Origin of the sequence: Sphingomonas sp. T1, from assembly GCF_902506585.1 — a bacterium.
In the GTDB taxonomy this organism is placed as follows: domain Bacteria; phylum Pseudomonadota; class Alphaproteobacteria; order Sphingomonadales; family Sphingomonadaceae; genus Sphingomonas; species Sphingomonas aerolata.
In genome coordinates this window covers 531519-551713 of sequence record NZ_LR733875.1, presented here as the reverse complement: position 1 = coordinate 551713, position 20195 = coordinate 531519, and the positions used below count along the sequence as shown (strand labels likewise).

Here is a 20195-nt window from a genome sequence, read left to right as displayed (position 1 = left end):
CATCGGGGTGCGGCAGGGTCGACGACGATCCGATCAATGAACCTGACCGAAGAGCGCTACCTGCCCGGGGGCGAAGCGCTGCTGCATGGGGGCTACGCCAGACCCTTTCGAACCGGCCGCGATTATAACTTGTTCGACTTGTCAAAGATACAAAACGCATTCTCGGTCCTCCTCGACGGCGACGAACGTGATGCCTTCGTCACCGGCGATGATGCGATGCGATATCTCATTAGCACTAATAAAAGGGCGGATTGCGACGACACTACGACGAGTCGCGCGTCTCCAAGGCCGCATAGTCAAAAAGTCATCAGCTCGAAAATTGCGTCTGAAAACGGCCTGTTAACTACCGACTGGCAAAAGAGGGGGGCGCGGAGACGAGGCATCTCCGTTGCGATTGCCGAGGACTGTTGCGTGCTGGAAGACCGATTTGCTGATTTCACAGCGGATGACGGAATAACGGAAGCCGTGCCTGAGGCGGTCTGCGCGAAACTGGCAACGCCAGCTGCGGGACTGCTCCTGGCGGCATGCGGCGGAGGCGGTGGTAGCGGAAGTGGCGCTGCTGCCGGGGCAGGGTCAATCGTTGTGGTGCCGGCGCCGACGCCGATCCCGACGCCCGTTCCAACGCCCGCGCCTGTTCCGGTGCCTGTTCCGACGCCCGCGCCCGTTCCAACGCCGGCACCCGCTCCCACGCCGACCCCGTCGGTTTCGACGCCGACACCGACGCCCGGCCCGACCCCAACTCCGACACCAGCACCCAGTGAGTCGGCAACCTCCGATCCGTCCACCGAGCCGATCCAGGTGGTCCGTGCGCCGGTCAACCAGGAGGAGGCGAGCCGTTTCCTGCTGCAGGCGACCATGGGCGCGACCCGTGCCGACATCGACAAGGTGATGGCGCTCGGTTTCGAGGGCTGGATCGACGAACAGATGGCGATGCCGCGTGAGATCTCACACTGGGACTGGCTGGTCAGCGTCCGGGTCGAGGGCGACCGTTCCTACATCTCGGGCACGGGGTATGGATGGGACCAGACAATCTGGCGCCAGCTGATCGGCGGGCAGGACCAGTTGCGCCAGCGCATCGGTATGGCGTTGCTCGACTTCCTGGTTGTCGGGATGGACGGCGTAACCGGCTCTTGGCCGACGATGCAGGTCGCCGCCTATATGGACGTGCTGATGGACAATGCGTTCGGCAATTACCGGACGCTGATCGGGCAGATCACGACCAGCACCGCGATGGGCTCGTTCCTCACCTATCTCGACAACCGCAAGGGCGATCCCGTCAGCGGGGCGGAGCCGGACGAGAATTATGCCCGCGAACTCATGCAGTTGTTCACGCTGGGGCTGCATCAGCTGAATATGGACGGCACGCCGCAACTCGCGGGCGGCGAGCCGATCGAAACCTACGGTGGCGATGACGTGGCGCAGCTCGCGCGGGTGCTGACCGGGCTGACCTATGCGAACGCCGACAAGAACACGCCGGACCGGCTGCGGCTGCCGATGATCGTCAACGAGTCGATCCACGAGGGAGGGGCCTCGACTGTGCTGGGCGCGACGGTCAGCGGTCCCGGCGCCACGGCGATCCCTGCGGCGCTCGACATCATCTTCCGTCATCCCAATGTCGCGCCCTTCCTCGCGCTAAACCTCATCAAGCGGCTGACAAGCAGCAATCCGTCGCCTGCGTATGTCGCCAGCGTCGCGCGCACGTTCGTGGACAATGGTCGGGGCGAGCGGGGGGATCTGGCGGCCACGGTCCGCGCGATCCTGCTGCATTCCGAGGTGCGTGGTCCGGCCGCGTTGACCAACCCCTCCGCAGGGCGGCTGCGCGATCCGGTGCAAAGATTTACCGGCTGGGCACGCGCGTTCAACGCGGTGACCGCCGGCAAGTGGAAGGTCGGCGATCTTAGCGCCATCACCAAGCTGGGCCAGTCGCCGGGGCGATCGCCCTCGGTCTTCGGCTTTTTCCGCCCCGGCTATTCCGCACCCGGAACGCAGGTCAGTGGGGCCGGACTCGTCGCACCAGAGTTCCAGTTGGTGAACGAGCAGACGGTGCTGTCGTTCATCAACTTCATGTACACCACGGTTTCGGGCGGCGTCGGCGACGTGAAGGCCGATTATACCGAGATCCTCGATAAGGCCACGGACGCGAACGCGCTGGTCGACGAGGTCGTACTGCTGCTGGCCGCGGGTCAGTTACCTCCCGCCACCGTCGCCGCCATCCGCGCGGCGGTGGCGAGCATCAGCCTGTCCAAATCGGATGGCCCCATCAACCGTGTCGGGGTGGCGATCATGCTGACGCTCGCCTCCCCCGACGGCCTCGTACTGCGATAGTCTTATGCACCTGAACCAGCATCATTCGCGCCGATCCTTCCTGACGCGGAGCGCTCAGCTCGGCCTAGCCGGCGTTGCCGCGCCGCTGGTCGACACGCTCGGCTGGATCGGCGAGGCGGCCGCAGCGACCGCCGGCGACTATAAGGCACTCGTCTGCGTCTTCCTCTATGGCGGCAATGATTACGCCAATACGCTCGCGCCCTATGATGACTCCAGCTACGCCGCCTATCTGAAGGCCCGGCCGAGCGTCGCTTTGACCCGCGAGGCACTGGCGCCGATGCTGTTGCGCCCCGACCAGGCGCTTCCGGGCGGGCGCCATTACGCCTTGGCGCCGGCGATGGCTCCGCTGCTTCCGCTGTTCGATCAGGGGAAGATGGCGATGCTGCTCAATGTCGGCACGCTGATGGAGCCGACGACCAAGGCGCAATATCTGGCCAAAACCGTCCGCGTGCCGCCCAAATTATTTAGTCACAACGACCAGCAGAGCTTCTTCCAGGCATCCCATCCCGAGGGTGCCGCGACTGGCTGGGGCGGGCGGATCGGCGATCTGGTCGCGGCGGGCAATGGATCGGCGACGCTGACCTGCATCAACGCGAGCGGCAATGCGGTGTATCTGGCCGGGCGGCAGGCAATTCCCTATTCCGTTTCGGGCAGCGGACCGGTGCCGCTGCTCCGCAACAGCAAGACGCTGTTTGGATCAGCAACGTCTGCCGACACGCTGCGCCAGTTGATGACCGGTGGCGGCCAGACGTTGATGGCGGACGATTATGCCAAGGTCGTGCAGCGGTCGCTCGACACCTATGCCCAGGTCAACGCAGCCTTGGCCAATGCGCCGGAGGAGAACTTCGGCCTGTTCCCCGACTATACGCTTGCCGATCAGCTCAAGCTGGTTGCCCGGATGATGTCGGTATCGTCCGACTTGGGGGTGAAGCGACAGGTGTTCTTCGTCTCGATGGGCGGGTTTGATCGGCACAATGGCTTAGTGACACAACAGCCGAACATGCTGGGCGCGGTCGCGCAGTCGATGAAGGCATTCTACGACACAACCGTCACGATGGGGATTGCTGACCGCGTCACGAGTTTCACGGCGTCCGATTTCGGACGGACCTTGTCGGCCGACCGCGACGGATCAGACCATGGCTGGGGCGGTATGCACTGGGTCGTGGGCGGGGCCGTCAAGGGACGCCAGATCATCGGCAAGCCACCGATCGTCGGCAGCAATACGCCTGACGATGTTGGTCGAGGCCGACTGCTGCCGACTACCTCGGTCGATCAATATGCCGCGACGCTGGCAAGGTGGTTCGGGACCAGTGACGGCGAACTAACTACGGTGCTGCCCAATCTGGCGGCATGGGACCGTTCGTCATGGAACCTCGGCTTCCTCTAACGCGCTACCTACGCGGACATGACGCGCTGCTGGACTAATAGGGTCACTAAGGCCATTCCTTCCGAAAAGGACACGATGCAAAATGAACAGCCGCGATGCTTCGAATGCCGACGATATTGAGATGACCAGGGGTGGCATTATCGCAACGCACCCAGCGCAAGCTGGCACCTTCATCGTCTACGCGAGCGACCTGGAGGTGCTTGAGCGCGATCCTGTCATCCTTTGGGGCGTAGAGGAGCACGGGCGGGCGGTACCCATCACGATGAACGGGCCATGGGACGACATCGCAGATGCGCACAGTTTCGTCCTGCACCCTACCGGCGATTGCAGTAGGTATGAGCGCAACTGGGCGAACCTGGACCAAGCAGTCGCAGACCTGCTTACAGGCGAGCCTTAACCTTAGCGTGTTGCAATCTTAGCACTTGCTACCGTGGGCACTGCACCTAGGCTGTGTCTGATCACGTCTTACGTCCAGTCTATTTTAGGAAAGTGCGATGTCTATCTGGCACCTACTCGTAAAGGTGTATTTTTGGCCTGAGCGCCGTTTGGCGCGATCCATGGCTGCAAGCCGTGCCTCCACACGATCGCTCAAATGCAATTGTGGAAGTGACAAGCCCTCAGGCGAATTGCTGTGTGATGAATGCAGGGCGTGGTGAGTTCAGGGTGACGTCTGAACGTTAGGCCAGTGGCCCGCTAGAAAGAAGCTCGCGCGCTTTATAATAGGGCGCTCACGATGCGGCGAGCGCGGTTCTTCATTGTCACCACGCGGCGTTTGCTGCGCCATGAACCCCAGCACAAGTGCGCGCCGATCGTGTCATCATTGATGTGGTTGGATAGACCGGTGAACCGAGAATCAGGGAAAAACACGCTTTGGCTGCGTATTTCAATATCTCTGTAAGTGCCGAGGTTCGCCAGAAAGAACTTGGATAGACCCTGTGGCCCGCTCGTTGTCATTAGCTCCCAGTCAGAGAGATCAACGAAGGGGGCTTTCTCAAATATTCCATTTATCATAGCGGAGAAGAACGGGTGACCTCTCCGTGCAGCGAAAAAGGCGTTCCCGAGCTTCACATCGTCAGATGCTGTAGGCTCCTGTCCAACCGTTTCAAACTCTCCCCTTTCGACGCCAAATATGCAGCTTGCGGCTAGAAATTGGTCATCGAAGCCGGTGAACAGCTTGTAGTCAGTGTCCATGTATACACCGCCAAATGCATGCATATAAAGCAGTCGTGCGATGTCGGCCTTCATCACGCCTCGCGATATCTGCTCATACGCTTCAAAATGCTGAGGAAAGTGTTCAGCCATAAGCTGAGAATTTTCGTCGTCATCCCAAAGCCGAAACTGCCATCCAGGCAGGACACGCTTCGCTCGATCGACGAGCTTGCGCTCCTCCCACGTCAGAGCCTTGGACTTTGCCGTCTGATGTAGGATCTTTGGAATCACTGAACTGCCCCACCCGTCATTCATGACATTTCTGTCATAGGTAGATGGGCGCGTCGCAGTGAAGAGTTGACGTAATTGCGTCTGTCCCAAAATGGGGCGCCAGCTAAATGAGCTTAGGTCCATTTCCGATGTAAGCTTAGTTGACGCAATCGATTGAAAATTGTCAGCCGGGACCTGTTGATCTAGCAAACCCTAGTCAATTGTTGGCATTCTTGAATGTCGGTGCAAGGGCCGAAGCTCGCTAAGCATATATGCGAAACGCCCGGCTCTTTCGAACCGGGCGCCTTATTCACATCGCGTCGTAATAGCCCGCGTGGAGCTTCGCGAGCGTGGCGTTGAACGTGCCGCCATTGGCGTCAGCATCCTTTGCGCGATCGCGACCGTACTCGGTCTTACCCTTGGCGGAGAGCTTCTTATAGCGTGCGTTCTCGGTCTTGCTCATGGTGCTTCTTTCTACTCTGATGGTCCAAGTCGACAATGGTATAGAGGCCCGCGAAGCACTCAGCTCCGAGAATCCCTATAAGCCTCCCGATGACTTGATTATCGGGGGATGCGTGAAACGAGAGGATCGGCTTGCCGCTGCTGCGCCATAACTTCCGGAACTTTGCCAGAAGTGGCGTGAGGAGTTGGGGCTGCTCGACAGATAAGAAATTGATGTACCAGCCGCTCTCAGCGGCATCCCACGCGATCTGCGCGACGGGAGTCGGCCCCTGCCATGCGATCAGGCAGGGGCCGGACTGGCGCAACTCGGCGTACCCGGTCATGGGCATCACCTCCTTTCATGTTGGGCTGGGATCAGGAACCAGTGAACGCGGCGAGGTTGCCCGCTCGGAACTCGGCCATGTGCCGCCCCGTCGTTGCGGTCGCGTTGCTTGTGTCGCGAATAGCAACATCGCCCAACGGATAGCTTGCGTCGAAAGTAGACGCGACGAGCGTAAGCGGCCCGCCGATTGGCCCCATGTAGAAGTTGAGATATGGCCCGCGCGCTTCCGCTCGCATGGTGTATTCGGTGCCTGGATCAGCAGAGAGCGTATTCGTAACCATCGCTGTCGAGACGTTGGCGATCGACACGCGCGAGATCGACACAGCAAGCGTGTTCGGGAAGAACGAGAAGCTGTAGCCAGCCGACACCGTGCTATCCGCCTGACGTCGCAGGAACAGATGCTGCGCGCCCGTGGAGGCCGTAACCGTGGCACTATCGCGCTCGGCGTATTGATCCTTACTCATGGCCGAATTGGTGATGTACAGGAAGCCGTTCTGCTTGGCATAGGCGCGGCCCTCTGCCGTCACCCACTGATCGCCGGTGCCCTGTCGCGTCCAACTCTGTCCGGTATCGGTCGGACGGTCCGCGATGCTGGCGCCGACACCTGTCGTGAACGTATCGCGGACGATCTGCCCGATTGTGAAGGTCGGCTCGTCGTTTGCTACATTGCCGCGCAGGACGGCGAAACGATGCTCCGGGATGACCGCGACATAGCCGGTTGGCTGAAAATGCGTGCCGTCCAGCGCGTAGTCCAGCGTTCGATAGACGAAATAGTTGTCGTTCGTTCGGTCCGTTGACAGGCGCAGGTTCAGCGAGCGCACGATATGGTTGATCGTCCCCGCAGTCTTCTGATCCTCAAGGAACTGGTTGAGCTGGTCGGCAATGCCGCCACGGGCCCAGCCGGCATTGACCGGCGTGTTGACCGTACCGCTCGTCGTGCGCGGTGTTGGGGCAACCGACGTGATCCACTCGCAGCCGCGATTGCGCAGGATCTGCCACAGCCGCAGCTTGTTGGCCGAAGTGGTGTCATAGGTGGACTGCGCCGGGCTGGTGCCGAGATCGTTCGCGGCCCAGTTCTCGGATGCCTGCTGGAACGTCCCGGCAGCCATATAGGCCATCCGCAACAGGCCGGTCGACTTGGCCGACAGATCAGTGTTGAAGATATCGTTCATCACCGTGCCATGGCGGGCAAGATTCACGAGCGGGACAGGGTTGCCCTGGTAGCTATTGGTTGCCGCGCGCGAGTAACCACCACGGATCGAGCTGAGCGGCGTGTCGCCGGTATCCATCGAGATACTGTCGCCAAGGTTCAGGTGAGCTACCCCGGTATGAGGCCCGTAGACGCAAGAAACGGTATAACCGTCGTTTGCGTTCACCTGTCCGGTCTGTCCCGTAATGGCGCCGACACCGGGCGCGACGGGAACACCGGTTGCGGGAAACTCGATCGAATAGTCACCCATCGGCGCGCAATGACAATTGTACGTCATATCGGCGGTCGTCTGGTCGTTCGACACCAAGGCGTCAGTCTGCAGCGTGATGCGATCGCCGCGGCGGAACATGGTCACGCCAGCGCCGTAAATATCGGCTGGGTACACCCTGTCGTGAAAGATCCGGATCCCCGTTGCCGCGTCGGTGCCGAGCAGCTTGGTCGTCGATGCGCCGTTGTCGAAGGTCGCGATCTTCATGCCGGAGCCATCGGGCTTCAGGTATGCGTGCTGCAGGATGGTCAGTGCTGCGCCGACCGGCGTGTCACCACCTGGCTGCGTTGCGTAATTGTCGAACGAGCCAGTGATGTACGGCACGTCAGCGCCGAAGATGATCGTCTTGCGAGTGCAGCGCTGGAGATTTCCGCCCTTCTTGTTCGCGGTCAGCACAGGAACCGACGTGCCGTAAGTCGCGACGCGCTCGGTCGCCGCCGAGGCGCTGTCGTCATTGCTGATCGTCCCAGTCGACGTGACCGTATTCAGACCAGATGCGGTGACCGTCAACGTGAAGGTATCGTCAGGCTCGACTGCAGTGTCGCCAGCGACGAGCACGTTGATCGTCTTGCTCGTCTCCCCCGCGGCAAACGTGCCGCTGCCGGTTGGGAATGCGCCACCGAAGTCCGCTGCATTGGCAGGGTTGGTGCCGCTTCCCGCCGTGGACCAGGTGAACGGATATGCAGCGGTGCTTCCGTCACGGTTGAGCGTAAGGGTCCAGGAGAACAGGGTGGTTCCGCTGTTGCCTTCGGCCTTCGCCACCGCGGACGATAGCGATAGCGATGGGGCGGGAGTTGCCGTGGCCGCCAAGACCGTCACCGCGGCCGACGTCGAGGTGATCGTCTCGCCGTTCGTCCCGACTGCGGTGTTCTCGCGGGTCAGCGACCCTGCGGCATTTGGCGTGACGGTGGTCCCGGTGCCGATCGCGGTCGTGCCCAGCAGCCAGCGGCGGCCGGTGATCGTCGCGTTCCCTGGAATGCCGTCAGTCGCCGTGAACGTTGTCCCGACCGCGCCACTGGTCGGCGAGATCGAAGGCTTCGAAAGCGTCGGCGACGGGGTTGGCGTGACGCCGGCCTCGAGCTTGACGACTTTCGAGCAGATCTCGACCGTTGGCGTTGCCATGAGCATGCTGTCCGCGCCGTCGGCGGTTTCCGGCGCACCGAACACGCGGCCGCGGAAGTACCGCGCCGAGCCGTCCGGAAAGGTCACCCGGAAGGAATAGAGCTTCTGCGTCTCATCGTCAGATGCGGTCTGCAGGAGGATCTGCCCGGCATCGAGGGCGTCGAGCGCGATCGATGGCTGCAGCGCGCCGAAGTCCGCCGAACCTTTGAACTTCTGCTTGGCACCCTTCAGGCCCTGGAATTCGACCTTCGCAAAGCTGGCGCCGAACGAACCGAGCTTCTCGACCTGGTTGATTTCGACATAGGTCAGCGCGGCATAGCCAGCTGCGTCGAAGGAAGATGGCAGCATCGCGGAAAGGGCGAGCGATGACCCGGCTGCGGTTTGAGAACCCATGGGCTTACTCCTGGAAGGTGGTCAGAATGACGGTCGTTGAAAGGCGGGGTGTCAGCGGGGCCAGGCATCGACAGCGAGGCCGCGGCGCGCGTCGCAGAGCGCAAGGTCGGCGCGCGCGTCGCGCAGCGACCACTCAGTGTCCGCGCTGTTGGCGCTACCGTCCGGCTGCCGGCGCATCGGCGTCGCCGTGCAGGGCTTCTTCGCCTCGGCCGGCACTGGGGGGATCGCTGGCGAATAGTTCAGCGTCGAGCGCGTCGAGCCCAAGCACGCGGTCAGCAGGAAGGCAGGCAGCACGGCCAGCAGCAGTTTGCGCATAGGTCCTCACGGTGTCAGTGGATCGAAGGATGATGGGTTCGCGATTTGCGAGGCGGTCGGCGAAGGTCGTGAGCGCCGTGGTTTGCTGGACGGCGAACCGCGTTTCCGCGGCGGCGCGCAGCTGCTCGGCCTTCGCGATCTCCGCGCTCCACGCCGCCCGCTCGGCCTTCAGCGTGGCCGTACGGTCAGCGAGCGTCTCCCGGGTGAGCAGGAGCCCGGCGAGCAGGCCGATCATCGGCACTGCCCACCACAAACGCCGCAGCAGGGCGAAGCCCGCCGCCCAGGTCATGCTTCGTTCGAAGATGAGGGAACGCCCGCGGTCGCGGTCATCAACCGGGGGCCGCCGATGACCGCGCGCCCGATCGGCCAGCGCCGCGCAATGCAGCGCGACTTCTCCAGCCGCATGATGCTGACCCGGTCGCCCTGATTGCCGGCAAGGACGTGATAGTGCGTCCTGTCCTCGCCGACGTAGAAGCCGACGTGACCGCCGCCCGGCCGCTCGAACACCAGCACCGCGCCGGCCGCGACTCGATCCGCCGCGAGATTGGCGCCCCAGGTCGCCCATGCCTTGGCGCGGACCGCGACGGGCGCGGCCGAAATGCCGTCTTCGGCGAGGCAGTTGGCGACGAACAGCCCGCACCACGGCACGCTGTCGGCGTTGTAGACCATGCCCAGCACCTTCGTGCCGAGCTTCTTCGCCCACCCCATGATGGTCGGGCTGTTCGACGCCCCCGGCGCCTCGCGGGTGCCAAGAAGCGACCGGGCATGGCGAAGCCACGCCGGCTCTGATGCCGTCGTCATGATTCTTCCTTCCAACATGTAGTCGATGTTTGCAGTGAGCAGTTCAGGTCGCGTCGGTGCTGATGAACTCGCATCGACCGGCCCGCCTCGCGCTGATCCCTTTCGCGCTCGCAGGCGGGCCGTTACGCCTCATCGGCCGTTGCGATATTTCTTTGTCGCGCCGTGCGGCGATTGGGGGGGCTGTCCGTTATCGACGCGCCGGGGTGGCACTCCAACGTGCTCCGGTCGGCCCGCCTCGAACCCCTCCCGGTTAGGCGGGCCGTTAACTCGAAACCAACAAACACTCTTTGGCGTTGGTAGATCGCCGGACGCATCCCCAAGAATGCTACGGCCGGCTCGTCTTTGGCTGACCCTGGGGGCGGGCCGTTACGCGTCAGGCTTCCCGGGCGGTTGGAAGAGGTCGCTACCGCGCTTCACCCAAGCGAGACATGCGCTGATGATCAGGACGCCAGCAGATCCCAGTCCCGTGCCGTAGGCAAGCGCCCAAAAGGGCTCCGGGCGCAGGCGGATGATGATGCCGGCGGTGAACAGCAACGTCAGCATGGAGACAGGCAGGTCGACGTTCCAGCGATGGTCCTTCCGGTCCTCCTGACTGACGTAGAACCGCACCGCGAGGCACGCGCAGATGCCGGCGATCATGCTGCCGGCTTCGAAAGGATATCCGAGAAAATGCCAGATCTGAGGCGTGCGTTCCGTCACGATTGCCGCCTTGTCTTTGGCTATGGCCGCAGCCGCTACCGGTAATGCCGCCCCCGCGGTCGCGATAAGCCGCCACATTAGCGCGTGCTCACCACGCCGATCGCGGCGATCAGGCTGAGAAGAGTTATGCAGACCGGGCGCTTCAGCTGGTCGCGGCGCGCCCAGATCCGCAACGGCAGGGGTTCGCGCTTGAGGTGATCCGCCATCCCGTGACCGGAGATTTCGAACAACGCCAGCGCGAGCAATCCGATCGTGAACGCGATCGGGTCGGTCATGCGCTGCAGCGTCAACAGCCAGGCAGTGGATGCGGCTTTCTCTGGATCCCAGCCCCAAAGCACCATTGCAGCCGGACCAAACCGAACGGCCATGGCGAAGCTGACCGCTCCACCGAACGCGCGCCACACGGTTACGGGGTGATGAAGCTTGTCGTGTCGGCGGTTCCGCCAGATGTCGCGCGCCATCTTGATCGCGAGCATCAGCGCGATGACGAAGCCGGCCGTGAAGCCCGCAAGGTTCAGTACGACGAGCCAGCCATGGCCGTTGAACGAAGGCGGGGCGAGTGTCATCGGCCCTTTCGCGACCGCCTGAGCCGCGAAGCTACTGTTATTCATGACGGTATCCTTCAGGGTTTGGGCACGCGCCCGGTCAGGCGGACCAATTCCAGTTGATGGAGGCATAGGCACTGCGCTTGCCGGCTGCGGTCATCGCCGCCTTGATATCGCGCTTCGCCTTCTGAGCGACCGCCTCGATCCGCGCGTTCTCCACGGCCGATGCATTCATCCCGGCCTCAAACCGGGTCAGTACAGCCGAGAGGGTTTCACCTGTCAGCGCTGCCTCGGCATAAGCGAAGGGATATTTCCGTTTCTTGTCGACCAGCGTGAGCGCGTTCAGCACCGTTGGAATGATACCGCTTGCGGCAATCGCCTCGGCTGCCTTGCGGTTGTAGACATACTTTTTAGCGCCGCCCGGCGTCAGCGACAGCATTTGCCGAGCCTCCCGTTCACCATCAACAAGATCGCACAAGATATTCTCAATCTTGTTAGCTGTTTCTTCCCAAATCTTACCATTCCAGTTTTGGACGACTGGGTCGGGAGCGGCCGGAATAGCGACAGCCTTGTGCGCTGCGGCATCCCAAGGCCAGCCGCAGTCCTTGGGGTGAACGTCCACACTCGACGTTGCGAAGCATGGCGACAACATTGTCCCGTCAGAAAGTGCTGTAATTGTCCAGAATTGCGTCATTGCGACACCACCAGTGCGTCGTTCATTACTGCCTGCGTTCCCGTTCCGCCGCTGGCTTTTCGAAAACTTACTCGAATCTCATAAGCGGCATTCGGCGATAGGCCCGTAACGGAATGGCTTATGTTGATAGTGCCGGGCTCGGGCGCGCCGCCGAGGACGCGTGCTTGTGATCCCGTTACTTCTGCACCCATATCGTTCCAACTGCCGCCCGGTGCCCGGTATTGTATCTTGCCGGCTGGCGTGAAGAACTGATTCCCTGTTCCGGTTCCACCCTCAAGATAATACTCAGCACTGAAATATGAGACGAGTCGTCCTCCAGAGCCAGACGATAGAATAACGGACTTACTGGCGCCGGTCTCGTTGTACGTGGTGGCCGAGACGATGACTGAGATCTGCTGTGCTGCACTCGTTTGAGACGCTGGCGGTGCTGCGTCTTTCTGGCGAACGATCGACAGCCTACGCGTGAAGGTCGCTCCTGCATAAACGGCATTCACATCGATATAGCCGGCGACGTTTGCCGTGCCGACCACGACAGCCCCGGCATTGTAGGTCGCGCTGATGCCCGCATCACTGGCGGCAAGCGATATAATAGAGGATGCCGTAACATCAGTGCTGCCCGCCATCACTTTGAGCGTGGACGTTCTTGGAAGCGCCCCACCCTTGGTCGTGCCCGCTGAGTCAACGGCAACGATAATGGTTTCGAGCGAAAGCGTTAATAAAACGGCGTCAGCGCCCTTAACCAGTTGCCAAGCATAATCCGCAGGACTCGTACTGTCTGGCGCGATCTGATCAGTATAGGTGCCGATGTAAGCCCGGTTTGACGGGTCGGAGAGATGGAAGTTTAGCGTCCCGGAAGGATTGTCCGCGTAGGCGATGTGGACATATTCTCCAGGGCCGGGCAGCCCGTTCGATCCATCCGCGCCGCGGATCAGCGTCCACCCATATGCTGCGGGGTCGGTACTGTCGGCCCCCGGATTCGTGTCGGTGTAGACGCCGATATAGGCCCGCCCCGCTGCGGCGCCGGTGGTAAAATTCACCGTCCCAGTCGCATTATCCGCATAGGCGATGTGAATGCTCTGGCCGTTGGTTCCGTTCAAACCGTTCGTGCCGTCAAGGCCGTCTGCCCCGTCAGCACCTCGCGCGGTGAAGCTAATCTGGTTTATGCGACCGCCCACAGTCCGAATACTGCTGTCGAAATAGAACGTCTTTCCAGAAGCCACCTCGACACTACGCAATACGGTATCGCCATAGAGATACCGGACGCGTTTGCCGTCATAGTCTAATGTGAAAAGGCCGTCGCCGTAGTTCTCGAGGAACGGGGGACCAGCAGGGACACCGCTTTCGAATATCTGGACGAAACGATCATCGCGAAGATACCAAGCATAATCCAGACTCATATAGCCACCGTCGGTGGTCGGATCCGTGTTTAGGCCGGCCATGATGTTCTGGTTGCCGGTCCCTTTGAACGATACAACGGCGCCGTTGCGAAAGCCTACGGTTGAATAGGCGTCGCTGTCCCAGCCGTCAGTCCCACCGTTCTTGATGACCGAGTTGCCGGCGACCACAGCATTGCCACGTGCGGCCATACCGAAGGGAGGACCCTTGTACTCCCGCCACGTATAGGCGTTGCGATCGGCGCTGTCGGCTGCCACAAAATCGGTATAGCTGCCCTCGTAAGCTCGCCCGTTCGGCTGGTTCAGGTCGAAATCAACAGCTCCATCCGGCGAGTTTGCATAGGCATAATGGATATAGCTCGTGCGACCGTCTGCGCCGCGCGCGCCGGGCGCTCCATCGGAGCCGTTCAAACCGTCTCGCCCATCGGTGCCATCGATGCCATCGCGACCATCGACACCAGACGATGCGAAAACGCGCCAGAAAGCATTCTCGGTAGTGGGCAGCGATGGCGGGGCGTTTCCGGTGCTGGCCTCGGCATTGATGTATTGCCAGCTCGATCCGCCATACTGGACAACGTCGCCCTCGCCGTAGGACAGCGTGGCATCGTACGGGCCACGCGGAACGAGGACGATCGGCGCCCGCGCGACCGGCGCGGCCTTGCTCAGGCCCTCGATCGTCAGCGACAGCTTGCTGACGTTTGTTTCGACCTCGATCGCGAAGTCCTTGAAGAACCCATAGACGATGAGGCTGTCGAGGCCCGTTTGCCCGATCCAGAGCGACGGCTGCGCGCGGACCGTTGCGATACGGTTCGCAACCACGTCGACCGCGTCCGTCCTGATCAGGGCCTTGGCCGTCATCCGCTTCGACCACGCACGCTCGACGATCGTCACCGCGCCGAAGTCGTCGACCACCTTGCGGCTGTAGTCGGTAATTCCCGCCGTGGGCGATGCCTCGGTGATGCCGAGCCCGACCAGCTTGCCGACCATCAGCGTCCCGATCGCGACGCTGCTGCCGGTGGTCGTCACGATGACGCGGGTTGTGCCTGCGGGTAGATCAAGGAAAGTGATCGCGCCCGCGCCCGCCGCGATCGTCCGGTCGTAGCCGGTTGCCTGGACGCGGACGCTCGTGGCGGTGACGTCAAGCAATGCCACCGCCTGGATGGCCGGCGCGTCAATCGTGACCGCGACCGAACTAGCGGCCGTCGTCGACGTGCCGAGCGCTTGGTCGAACATCGCCCACCGCTTTGTCGGTCCAACGTCGATCCATTTGCCGGACACGCCCGCCGGATCGTTGCCGACATTGCCGGCGCTCGCGGACTCGTAGAGACGGTGCTTTGTCGCCTTGATGACCCGCGCGCCCCGCGGATACGTGGTCTGCGCGGACCACTCCGCTGCATCGTTCTCCGGAACGTTGCTCGACACCAGGTTTGAGGTGGTGATCGTAGCGGGCTGGAGCAGCAGTAGCGTCGAGGCGCCCGTCACTGCCGGATCGATCCCCGTGTCCGCGACGGTTGCCGTCTCGGCCAACCCTTCGACCGTCAGCGTGCAGTAGCTAAGTGGCGGCGCGGCGTGGTCGAGGTCGAAGTCCTTGTAGAAGCCGCGCACCGACAGCCATGCGATCTGCTCGTCCGCCACCCAAAGGGCCGACGAGGCCCGAAGGCTCGCCAGCCGCTGCTGCAACGCCGAGACGCTATCGAACGGCACGGCCAGCTTGACCGACATCTTGCGCGAGAAGGTACGCTCGACGACCGTGGTCACCCCGTAGTCGTCGGTGACCCGCCGGCTGTAATCGGTGATGCCGATCGTTGGCGTGGCTTCGGTGTCGCCGAGCTCGACCGACGTCCCGTTATCAAGAACGACCCTCATGCCGCAGCAACTATGGCGATAGCGTCACCGCCGCTCTGCGCGGTCACGTCGTCAAACTTCTTCGCCGTCCGCCCGGTGTTCGCCGCAATGGTGGTGAGGGCGGCGGTCAGGTCAGTGCGCATCTGAGTCATCTCGTTCCGAAGGGCGCGATTCTCGCTGACCTGATCGTCGTTCGCTGCTGTCGTGGTCGTCACCGGCTGCGATGCGCCCACGACATCCTGCGAGGTTGCGATTGCGCTGCCGACCTTGGTCAGCGCTGCCACGACGCCGTAGGTCGCCTCCAGACTGGCGGCGGTCTGCGCCTGGACGCGGGCCAGCTCCTGACGGCTTGTCGCCTGCTCGGCCGCCGCGGTCAGCAGCGACTGGCTTAGCGCCGGGAGGCTTTTCGCCGCGTCCTGATCACCACCGCGCGCCGCAGCGGTCGCAGCGTTGAACTGGCTCTGCAGCACCGCAAAGCTGTTACCCCCGGCAGCGTCGGTCAGCCCGCGGATCCGCTTAACCTCATCCATGATGCTGTCGCCGACCGACGTCCATGCGTCCGCCAGCGATTTGGCAGCCGACGCTGCGGCCTGGGCATCCTGCATGGCATAGATCTCCTGTTGCAGACTGCGGTTGCTGGCATCGAGCTTGGCAAGATCAAGCGCACGCAGCGCGGCCGTGTCGCCCTGCAATTCGAGAAGCTGACGCTGGAGATCCTGCCGCTCGCTTGCGATATCCGCCGCGCTCTTGGCGCCCTCCATGGACGCCTGCAGGTCGGCGAAGGCCGGGGCGAGTTGCAGCAGCGTCGCATAGGTCGCCTGACCCGCCGCGCTCGTCAGGTCCTGCGCCTCGACCAGCTGACGGAAGCCCGCCAGCGTTTCGGGCATCACCATGCCGAGGCTGCTGAAGACGCCCGCGAATTGCGCCGTCTTCGCCGCTGCCTGCTCTTCCTTGGTGTAGAAGGACTCGAAATAGGAGTCTGCTGCCGAGGCCAGCGCGGACACGCTGTCGAACTGGTCGGCAAGGCCGAGCTTCGCCGCGATGCCCATCGTCTGCGCGCTGGTCCCGAGCAGATCGAGCGACGCGCCGACGGCCTCGACCGTCGAAGCGACCCGCACGAGCGTTTCGAACGTGCCTTCGCCGACCTTCTGGAACTGCGCGACGGCCGGGAACGCCGCGGCCGCCATGCCATCGGCCGCGGCGCCGAAGATCGCGGTCAGCTTCTCCTGGATCTGCTCGCCGGTCAGGTCCTTGAGGTCGATTTTCCCGATGTTGACGACGAAGCTGTTGAGGCGGCTCTGAATGTCGCCGGTCGCAGCGCCCAGCGGCCCGGCCGTCGCCACGATCGCATCGTTGAACTGCCGCAGGATCAGCGTGAACTGGTTTTCCAGCCCCGGGTCGGCCGCGCCGTACTGCGTCGAATATTTCGTGCCGGTCGAGATCCCGAGGAACGACGACTTCTTCTTCACGTCCGAATAATAGGATGCGTCGAAGCCGCTGTTCAGGATGTTGCCGACCGACTGCGGCCCGCCCGACAGGCCGTTGCCGATGACCGAGGTCTTCGTGCCGAACAGGCCGCTCAGGATGCTGCCGATGACCGGGATCTTGGTCAGCACCGCGCCGATGCCCGCACCGATCGGACCGCCGATCGCCATGCCGATGCCTGCCATCGTTGCCGTGGCGTTGCTCTTGAACCCGGTGTTCACCCCGGCATTCGCATCGATATTACCGGCGCGGACGACGAGCGTTGCAACGCCCCCGATCTGGCTGTCGATCGACTTGAGCGACGCGGCCATGTCTCGCGAGTAGGACAGCATCACGGTGTCGACGTCCTTCAGGGCATCGATGGCGTTCCGGATGCTCTCGCTCTTCGCTGACGAATCGCCCAGGACGGTGCCGGTGCCGGTGTTGGTCGGAGCCAGATCGTTCTTGCCGCCACCACCGAACGAGCCGGCGACCGACACGCCGATCCCGGCCAGCGCGGCGACCGTCGCGGCGCCCGCGGCGATGTTGAGCGGGAAGGGGAGGCTCTTGATGGCGTTGACCACCGCCTCGGTCGCCCCGACCGCGATACGCGCGACGCTGTTCGCGATCTTGCTGCCGGTCTCGATCGCATCCTGCGCGATCGCACGAACCGACATCGCGAACTGGACGAGGCGGAATGCCTTTTCGGCGGTCGCCAGAGCCTGATAGCCGCTCGAACCTTCCTTGAAGAATCCCTTGGCAGCAGACGCCGCGTCGCCGAATGCCTGGACCTGGGCCCCGGAGGTCCGCAGCGCAAAGCGCGCGTTTTCGCGTGAGATCTGGCTCTGGTCAGCGCCGGCCGCCTTGATCGCGGCGAGATGCTCGGCCTCGGCGCGCGTCCGGTCAGCCTGATAGCTGGCATAGATCGATGCCATGTCACCGATCGCGCGGCCAGCCTCGCCAAAGGCATCTGCCATACCCTGACCGGCCGACTGCACCTTCCCGGCGATGATGTCCCATTTGTCCGCGGTGAAGGTCAGCGAATCGTTATAGCTGCGCTGCATCGCGCCGAGCCGTTCTGCCTCGTCAGCGACCTTGACCTGCTGCGCAATCCACGCGGCTGCATCGGCGCCGGTCCAGCCCTTCGACTCCGCTTCCCGAGTAGCGCGCAGGATGGCGAGCGAGTGGACGCGCGCGGCATCGGTCGCGTCGATAAGCTTGATCTCTTCCGCAAGCTCCGCGAGCCGACGGTCGCCGGCTGGCATGGCAAGCTGGATAGCCGCCTTCATCTCGGAATCGGTCAGGCGATCACGCGCGGCACGCTGATCGTCGAGCGCCTTCGACGCACGCGCTGCGCCGTCGACATCCTTCGTCAGCTGCGCCGCCTCAATCGCGGCCAGCAGCGGGAGGTCTGCTATACGATCACGAAGCAGCTCCGCGGCCTTCTCGGCCGGCGTGATACCGGCTGCGACCGATGCATTGACCTGATCCTGGATATCGGCCTGCTCGCGCATCGTCGCGGTGCTCTTGGCGGCATCGGATACGCGCTGCGCGACCGCCAGGCGGACCTCACGAGCGACAGCCGCTTCGATGTCGCCACGCTGGCGGATCGCCTTGCTCTCGGCCTTCACGCGCGCCTCGGCGATCAGCGCCGCCGCGCCCGATACGCCATAGGCATCGGCCAACTGATAGAGGTTGCGGATCTGCGCCTCGATAGCTGCGGCGTCGCGCGCCAGCTGGTCGGCATGCTTGTCGGTCTTTGGATTCGGGATGTTGTTGTAACCGATCGACTTTGCGATGCGCTCGCGGGCGTTGTCGATCGCCGCGGTCTTTACGCGCTTGCCGAGCTTCGTCAGATAGGTGTCGGCAGCGGTGTAGGCCGCGCCATAGGTCTTCTCGAGCAGCTTGGGATCGCCCTGGCCGATCAGCATTTTGCCGATGCCGAGGGCGCCGCCCTTTTCGACTTCGGCGAGATAGGCCTTCGTCCCTGCGACGCCCGCATAGATGCCGGCAAGGGTCGAGCGCATGTAGGACGTCAGGTCATCAAGGACGCCCTTCACGCCCTTCGACATGCCCTTCATGTCGCCGACGAAGTAATCCGAGATGTCCTTGCCGACCACGCTGAACAGGGCCGTGGACGTATCCGCCCAGGTGATCGTCTCCTCTTTCAGCTTGAAAAGTTCGGCCTTAGTCGCATTGGCACCACCCGTGATTTTCCCGAGATCGCGTGTCAGCTGGTCGGACTTGACCCCTTCATTCACCCACCGGTTGAAGAGCGCGAAGCCCGCCCCGGCTGCGGCGAGGCCGATGAGCAGCGGCGAGAAGCGCAAGGCGAGAACCGCCACTTCCTTGCCGAAGCCGCGCAATCCGCCCTGGCCCATCTGGGCAACCTGAAGGATCTGCGCGCCCTGTTGGATGAAGACCTGCATGGGCTTCTGCCCGGTGAGCAGGCCCTGCGTGATATCGGGAAGCTGAACGGCGATGCTCTTCAAAGCGGTCCCGCTCTTCACCGCGGCCCCGGCCATGGCACCGTGCGTCTGCGTCGCGACGTTCGCGCGATCGATAAGCATGCCTTCAGCACGGGCCAATTCTTCCGCGGACGCACCCGCTGCGGTCATAACGCGACGGGCCTCGGCGATCTCGCTGTTCAATCGAGCCTGAGCGGCAGCCGCAGGATCAAGCATAGCCCGCAGTCGTGCCAGCGCTGCGGCATCGGTTGCTGCTGCAGCCTCCTGTTCCCGCATCGCCTGCGCGCCGCGGCGCACCGCAGCTTCAAACTGCGCGTGACCGAGCGCGGCCGAGCGGAGGCGCTGAGCCTCGGCATCGCTGGCAGTAGCCGCTTGGGCGACCTCCAACTCTCGCAGAGCCGCGGCGCCTTTACGTGCGGCCCCTTCGAACATGGCATATGCATGCGCGGCCTCGCGCACTCGCGTTGCCTCGGCAGTCGCGGCGGCCGCATTTTGAGCAGCCTCCATCTCTCGCATCGCAGCGATGCCGCGACGTGCGGCGGCCTCGAACAACCCATGAGCCAGGGCTGCGGAGCGGACCGACTGAGCTTCGGCTTCGATCGCGGCAGCAGCCGTCCGTGCGGCATCAGCTTCGGCGTTTGCCAGTGCCTGTTGCTGCCCCCGCAGGCGGCCAGACAGCTCGAACAGCTTGTTTTCCTCAGCGGCAAGCGCGGTCGTCTCAACCTTCATCGCCCGGATCTCCTCACGGGTCTTGCCGAAGGTAGATGCTTGCCGATCTAGCTGACGAGACAAAGCCTCGCCTGCCTTCTCGGCACTCGCAATTGCTTGACGGGCAGTTTGCATCTCACGTGATGTCGCGTTGCCGAACATGACGACATTCGACGTCGCGGCCGAGACGTCGACCATACCGCGGGTCGCGCGCTCGATGCGGGTGGCATCGGCGAGCACCTTGGCCTCGGTCGAGTCCATTGCGGCTTGCAGCTGCGTCAGACCACCGAACGAATCGCCGGTGTCGACGACAAAGCCGACCTCGAGCCTCGGGGAGGAATCGTCCATGGACAT

Annotated in this window: 14 protein-coding genes; 3 read left to right on the top strand and 11 right to left on the bottom strand. The window is 63.0% G+C overall.

What is annotated here, in order from left to right:
• Nucleotides 1–36: 36 nt before the first annotated feature.
• The 3 genes from GV027_RS21160 (at nucleotide 37) to GV027_RS02435 (ending at nucleotide 4109) form a co-directional block, all read left to right on the top strand.
• The gene (locus tag GV027_RS21160; RefSeq protein ID WP_201302562.1) at nucleotides 37–2325 is read left to right on the top strand and encodes a DUF1800 domain-containing protein; all 2289 of its coding nucleotides are present in this window, start codon (nucleotides 37–39) and stop codon (nucleotides 2323–2325) included.
• Nucleotides 2326–2329: 4 nt separating this feature from the next.
• Nucleotides 2330–3712 carry a DUF1501 domain-containing protein gene (locus GV027_RS02440; RefSeq protein ID WP_159510864.1) on the top strand — a complete coding sequence of 461 codons (1383 nt, stop codon included), beginning with the start codon at nucleotides 2330–2332 and terminating at the stop codon, nucleotides 3710–3712.
• Nucleotides 3713–3794: 82 nt separating this feature from the next.
• Nucleotides 3795–4109 carry a hypothetical protein gene (locus tag GV027_RS02435; protein WP_159510863.1) on the top strand — a complete coding sequence of 105 codons (315 nt, stop codon included), beginning with the start codon at nucleotides 3795–3797 and terminating at the stop codon, nucleotides 4107–4109.
• 317 nt (nucleotides 4110–4426) lie between these two features.
• On the opposite strand, the gene GV027_RS02430 is transcribed toward GV027_RS02435, so the two are convergent.
• From GV027_RS02430 to GV027_RS02380, 11 genes are all read right to left on the bottom strand, one after another.
• On the bottom strand, nucleotides 4427–5152 hold the full coding sequence (locus GV027_RS02430; RefSeq protein WP_159512685.1) for a glycosyltransferase family 32 protein: 726 nt from the start codon (nucleotides 5150–5152) through the stop codon (nucleotides 4427–4429).
• Between the two features lie 289 nt (nucleotides 5153–5441).
• A complete protein-coding gene (locus GV027_RS02425) occupies nucleotides 5442–5594 on the bottom strand; it encodes a hypothetical protein (RefSeq protein WP_156360493.1) in 153 nt (50 codons plus the stop codon).
• Nucleotides 5566–5916, bottom strand: coding sequence for a hypothetical protein (locus GV027_RS02420; protein WP_159510862.1), 351 nt, complete (start codon nucleotides 5914–5916; stop codon nucleotides 5566–5568). Before GV027_RS02420 ends, GV027_RS02425 begins: the two co-directional genes overlap by 29 nt.
• A 31-nt stretch (nucleotides 5917–5947) precedes the next feature.
• Nucleotides 5948–8602 carry a hypothetical protein gene (locus GV027_RS21155; RefSeq protein WP_201302560.1) on the bottom strand — a complete coding sequence of 885 codons (2655 nt, stop codon included), beginning with the start codon at nucleotides 8600–8602 and terminating at the stop codon, nucleotides 5948–5950.
• A gap of 460 nt (nucleotides 8603–9062) precedes the next feature.
• Complete coding sequence (locus tag GV027_RS02410; RefSeq protein WP_159510861.1) at nucleotides 9063–9512, bottom strand: hypothetical protein; 450 nt, start codon at nucleotides 9510–9512, stop codon at nucleotides 9063–9065.
• The gene (locus tag GV027_RS02405; protein ID WP_159510860.1) at nucleotides 9509–10024 is read right to left on the bottom strand and encodes a TIGR02594 family protein; all 516 of its coding nucleotides are present in this window, start codon (nucleotides 10022–10024) and stop codon (nucleotides 9509–9511) included. The genes GV027_RS02410 and GV027_RS02405 overlap by 4 nt, the downstream gene beginning before the upstream one ends.
• A gap of 366 nt (nucleotides 10025–10390) precedes the next feature.
• Nucleotides 10391–10801, bottom strand: coding sequence for a hypothetical protein (locus GV027_RS02400; protein ID WP_159510859.1), 411 nt, complete (start codon nucleotides 10799–10801; stop codon nucleotides 10391–10393).
• Nucleotides 10801–11334: a hypothetical protein gene (locus GV027_RS02395; RefSeq protein ID WP_159510858.1), complete on the bottom strand. Its 534-nt coding sequence runs from the start codon at nucleotides 11332–11334 to the stop codon at nucleotides 10801–10803. The genes GV027_RS02400 and GV027_RS02395 overlap by 1 nt, the downstream gene beginning before the upstream one ends.
• Nucleotides 11335–11368: 34 nt before the next feature.
• The gene (locus tag GV027_RS02390; protein WP_159510857.1) at nucleotides 11369–11962 is read right to left on the bottom strand and encodes a hypothetical protein; all 594 of its coding nucleotides are present in this window, start codon (nucleotides 11960–11962) and stop codon (nucleotides 11369–11371) included.
• Nucleotides 11959–15222 (bottom strand): hypothetical protein, encoded by a 3264-nt coding sequence (locus GV027_RS02385; RefSeq protein WP_159510856.1) that lies wholly within the window; start codon nucleotides 15220–15222, stop codon nucleotides 11959–11961. Before GV027_RS02385 ends, GV027_RS02390 begins: the two co-directional genes overlap by 4 nt.
• The gene (locus GV027_RS02380) at nucleotides 15219–20195 is read right to left on the bottom strand and encodes a hypothetical protein (protein WP_236559010.1); all 4977 of its coding nucleotides are present in this window, start codon (nucleotides 20193–20195) and stop codon (nucleotides 15219–15221) included. Before GV027_RS02380 ends, GV027_RS02385 begins: the two co-directional genes overlap by 4 nt.

What these genes read in the sequence shown, in the direction of transcription:
- GV027_RS21160 (WP_201302562.1), top strand. Translation starts at nt 37, where the DNA reads ATGAACCTGACCGAAGAGCGCTACCTGCCCGGGGGCGAAGCGCTGCTG.
- GV027_RS02440 (WP_159510864.1), top strand. Translation starts at nt 2,330, where the DNA reads ATGCACCTGAACCAGCATCATTCGCGCCGATCCTTCCTGACGCGGAGC.
- GV027_RS02435 (WP_159510863.1), top strand. Translation starts at nt 3,795, where the DNA reads ATGAACAGCCGCGATGCTTCGAATGCCGACGATATTGAGATGACCAGG.
- GV027_RS02425 (WP_156360493.1), bottom strand. Translation starts at nt 5,594, where the DNA reads ATGAGCAAGACCGAGAACGCACGCTATAAGAAGCTCTCCGCCAAGGGT.
- GV027_RS02420 (WP_159510862.1), bottom strand. Translation starts at nt 5,916, where the DNA reads ATGACCGGGTACGCCGAGTTGCGCCAGTCCGGCCCCTGCCTGATCGCA.
- GV027_RS02410 (WP_159510861.1), bottom strand. Translation starts at nt 9,512, where the DNA reads ATGACCTGGGCGGCGGGCTTCGCCCTGCTGCGGCGTTTGTGGTGGGCA.
- GV027_RS02405 (WP_159510860.1), bottom strand. Translation starts at nt 10,024, where the DNA reads ATGACGACGGCATCAGAGCCGGCGTGGCTTCGCCATGCCCGGTCGCTT.
- GV027_RS02400 (WP_159510859.1), bottom strand. Translation starts at nt 10,801, where the DNA reads ATGTGGCGGCTTATCGCGACCGCGGGGGCGGCATTACCGGTAGCGGCT.
- GV027_RS02395 (WP_159510858.1), bottom strand. Translation starts at nt 11,334, where the DNA reads ATGAATAACAGTAGCTTCGCGGCTCAGGCGGTCGCGAAAGGGCCGATG.
- GV027_RS02390 (WP_159510857.1), bottom strand. Translation starts at nt 11,962, where the DNA reads ATGACGCAATTCTGGACAATTACAGCACTTTCTGACGGGACAATGTTG.
- GV027_RS02385 (WP_159510856.1), bottom strand. Translation starts at nt 15,222, where the DNA reads ATGAGGGTCGTTCTTGATAACGGGACGTCGGTCGAGCTCGGCGACACC.
- GV027_RS02380 (WP_236559010.1), bottom strand. Translation starts at nt 20,195, where the DNA reads ATGTCCATGGACGATTCCTCCCCGAGGCTCGAGGTCGGCTTTGTCGTC.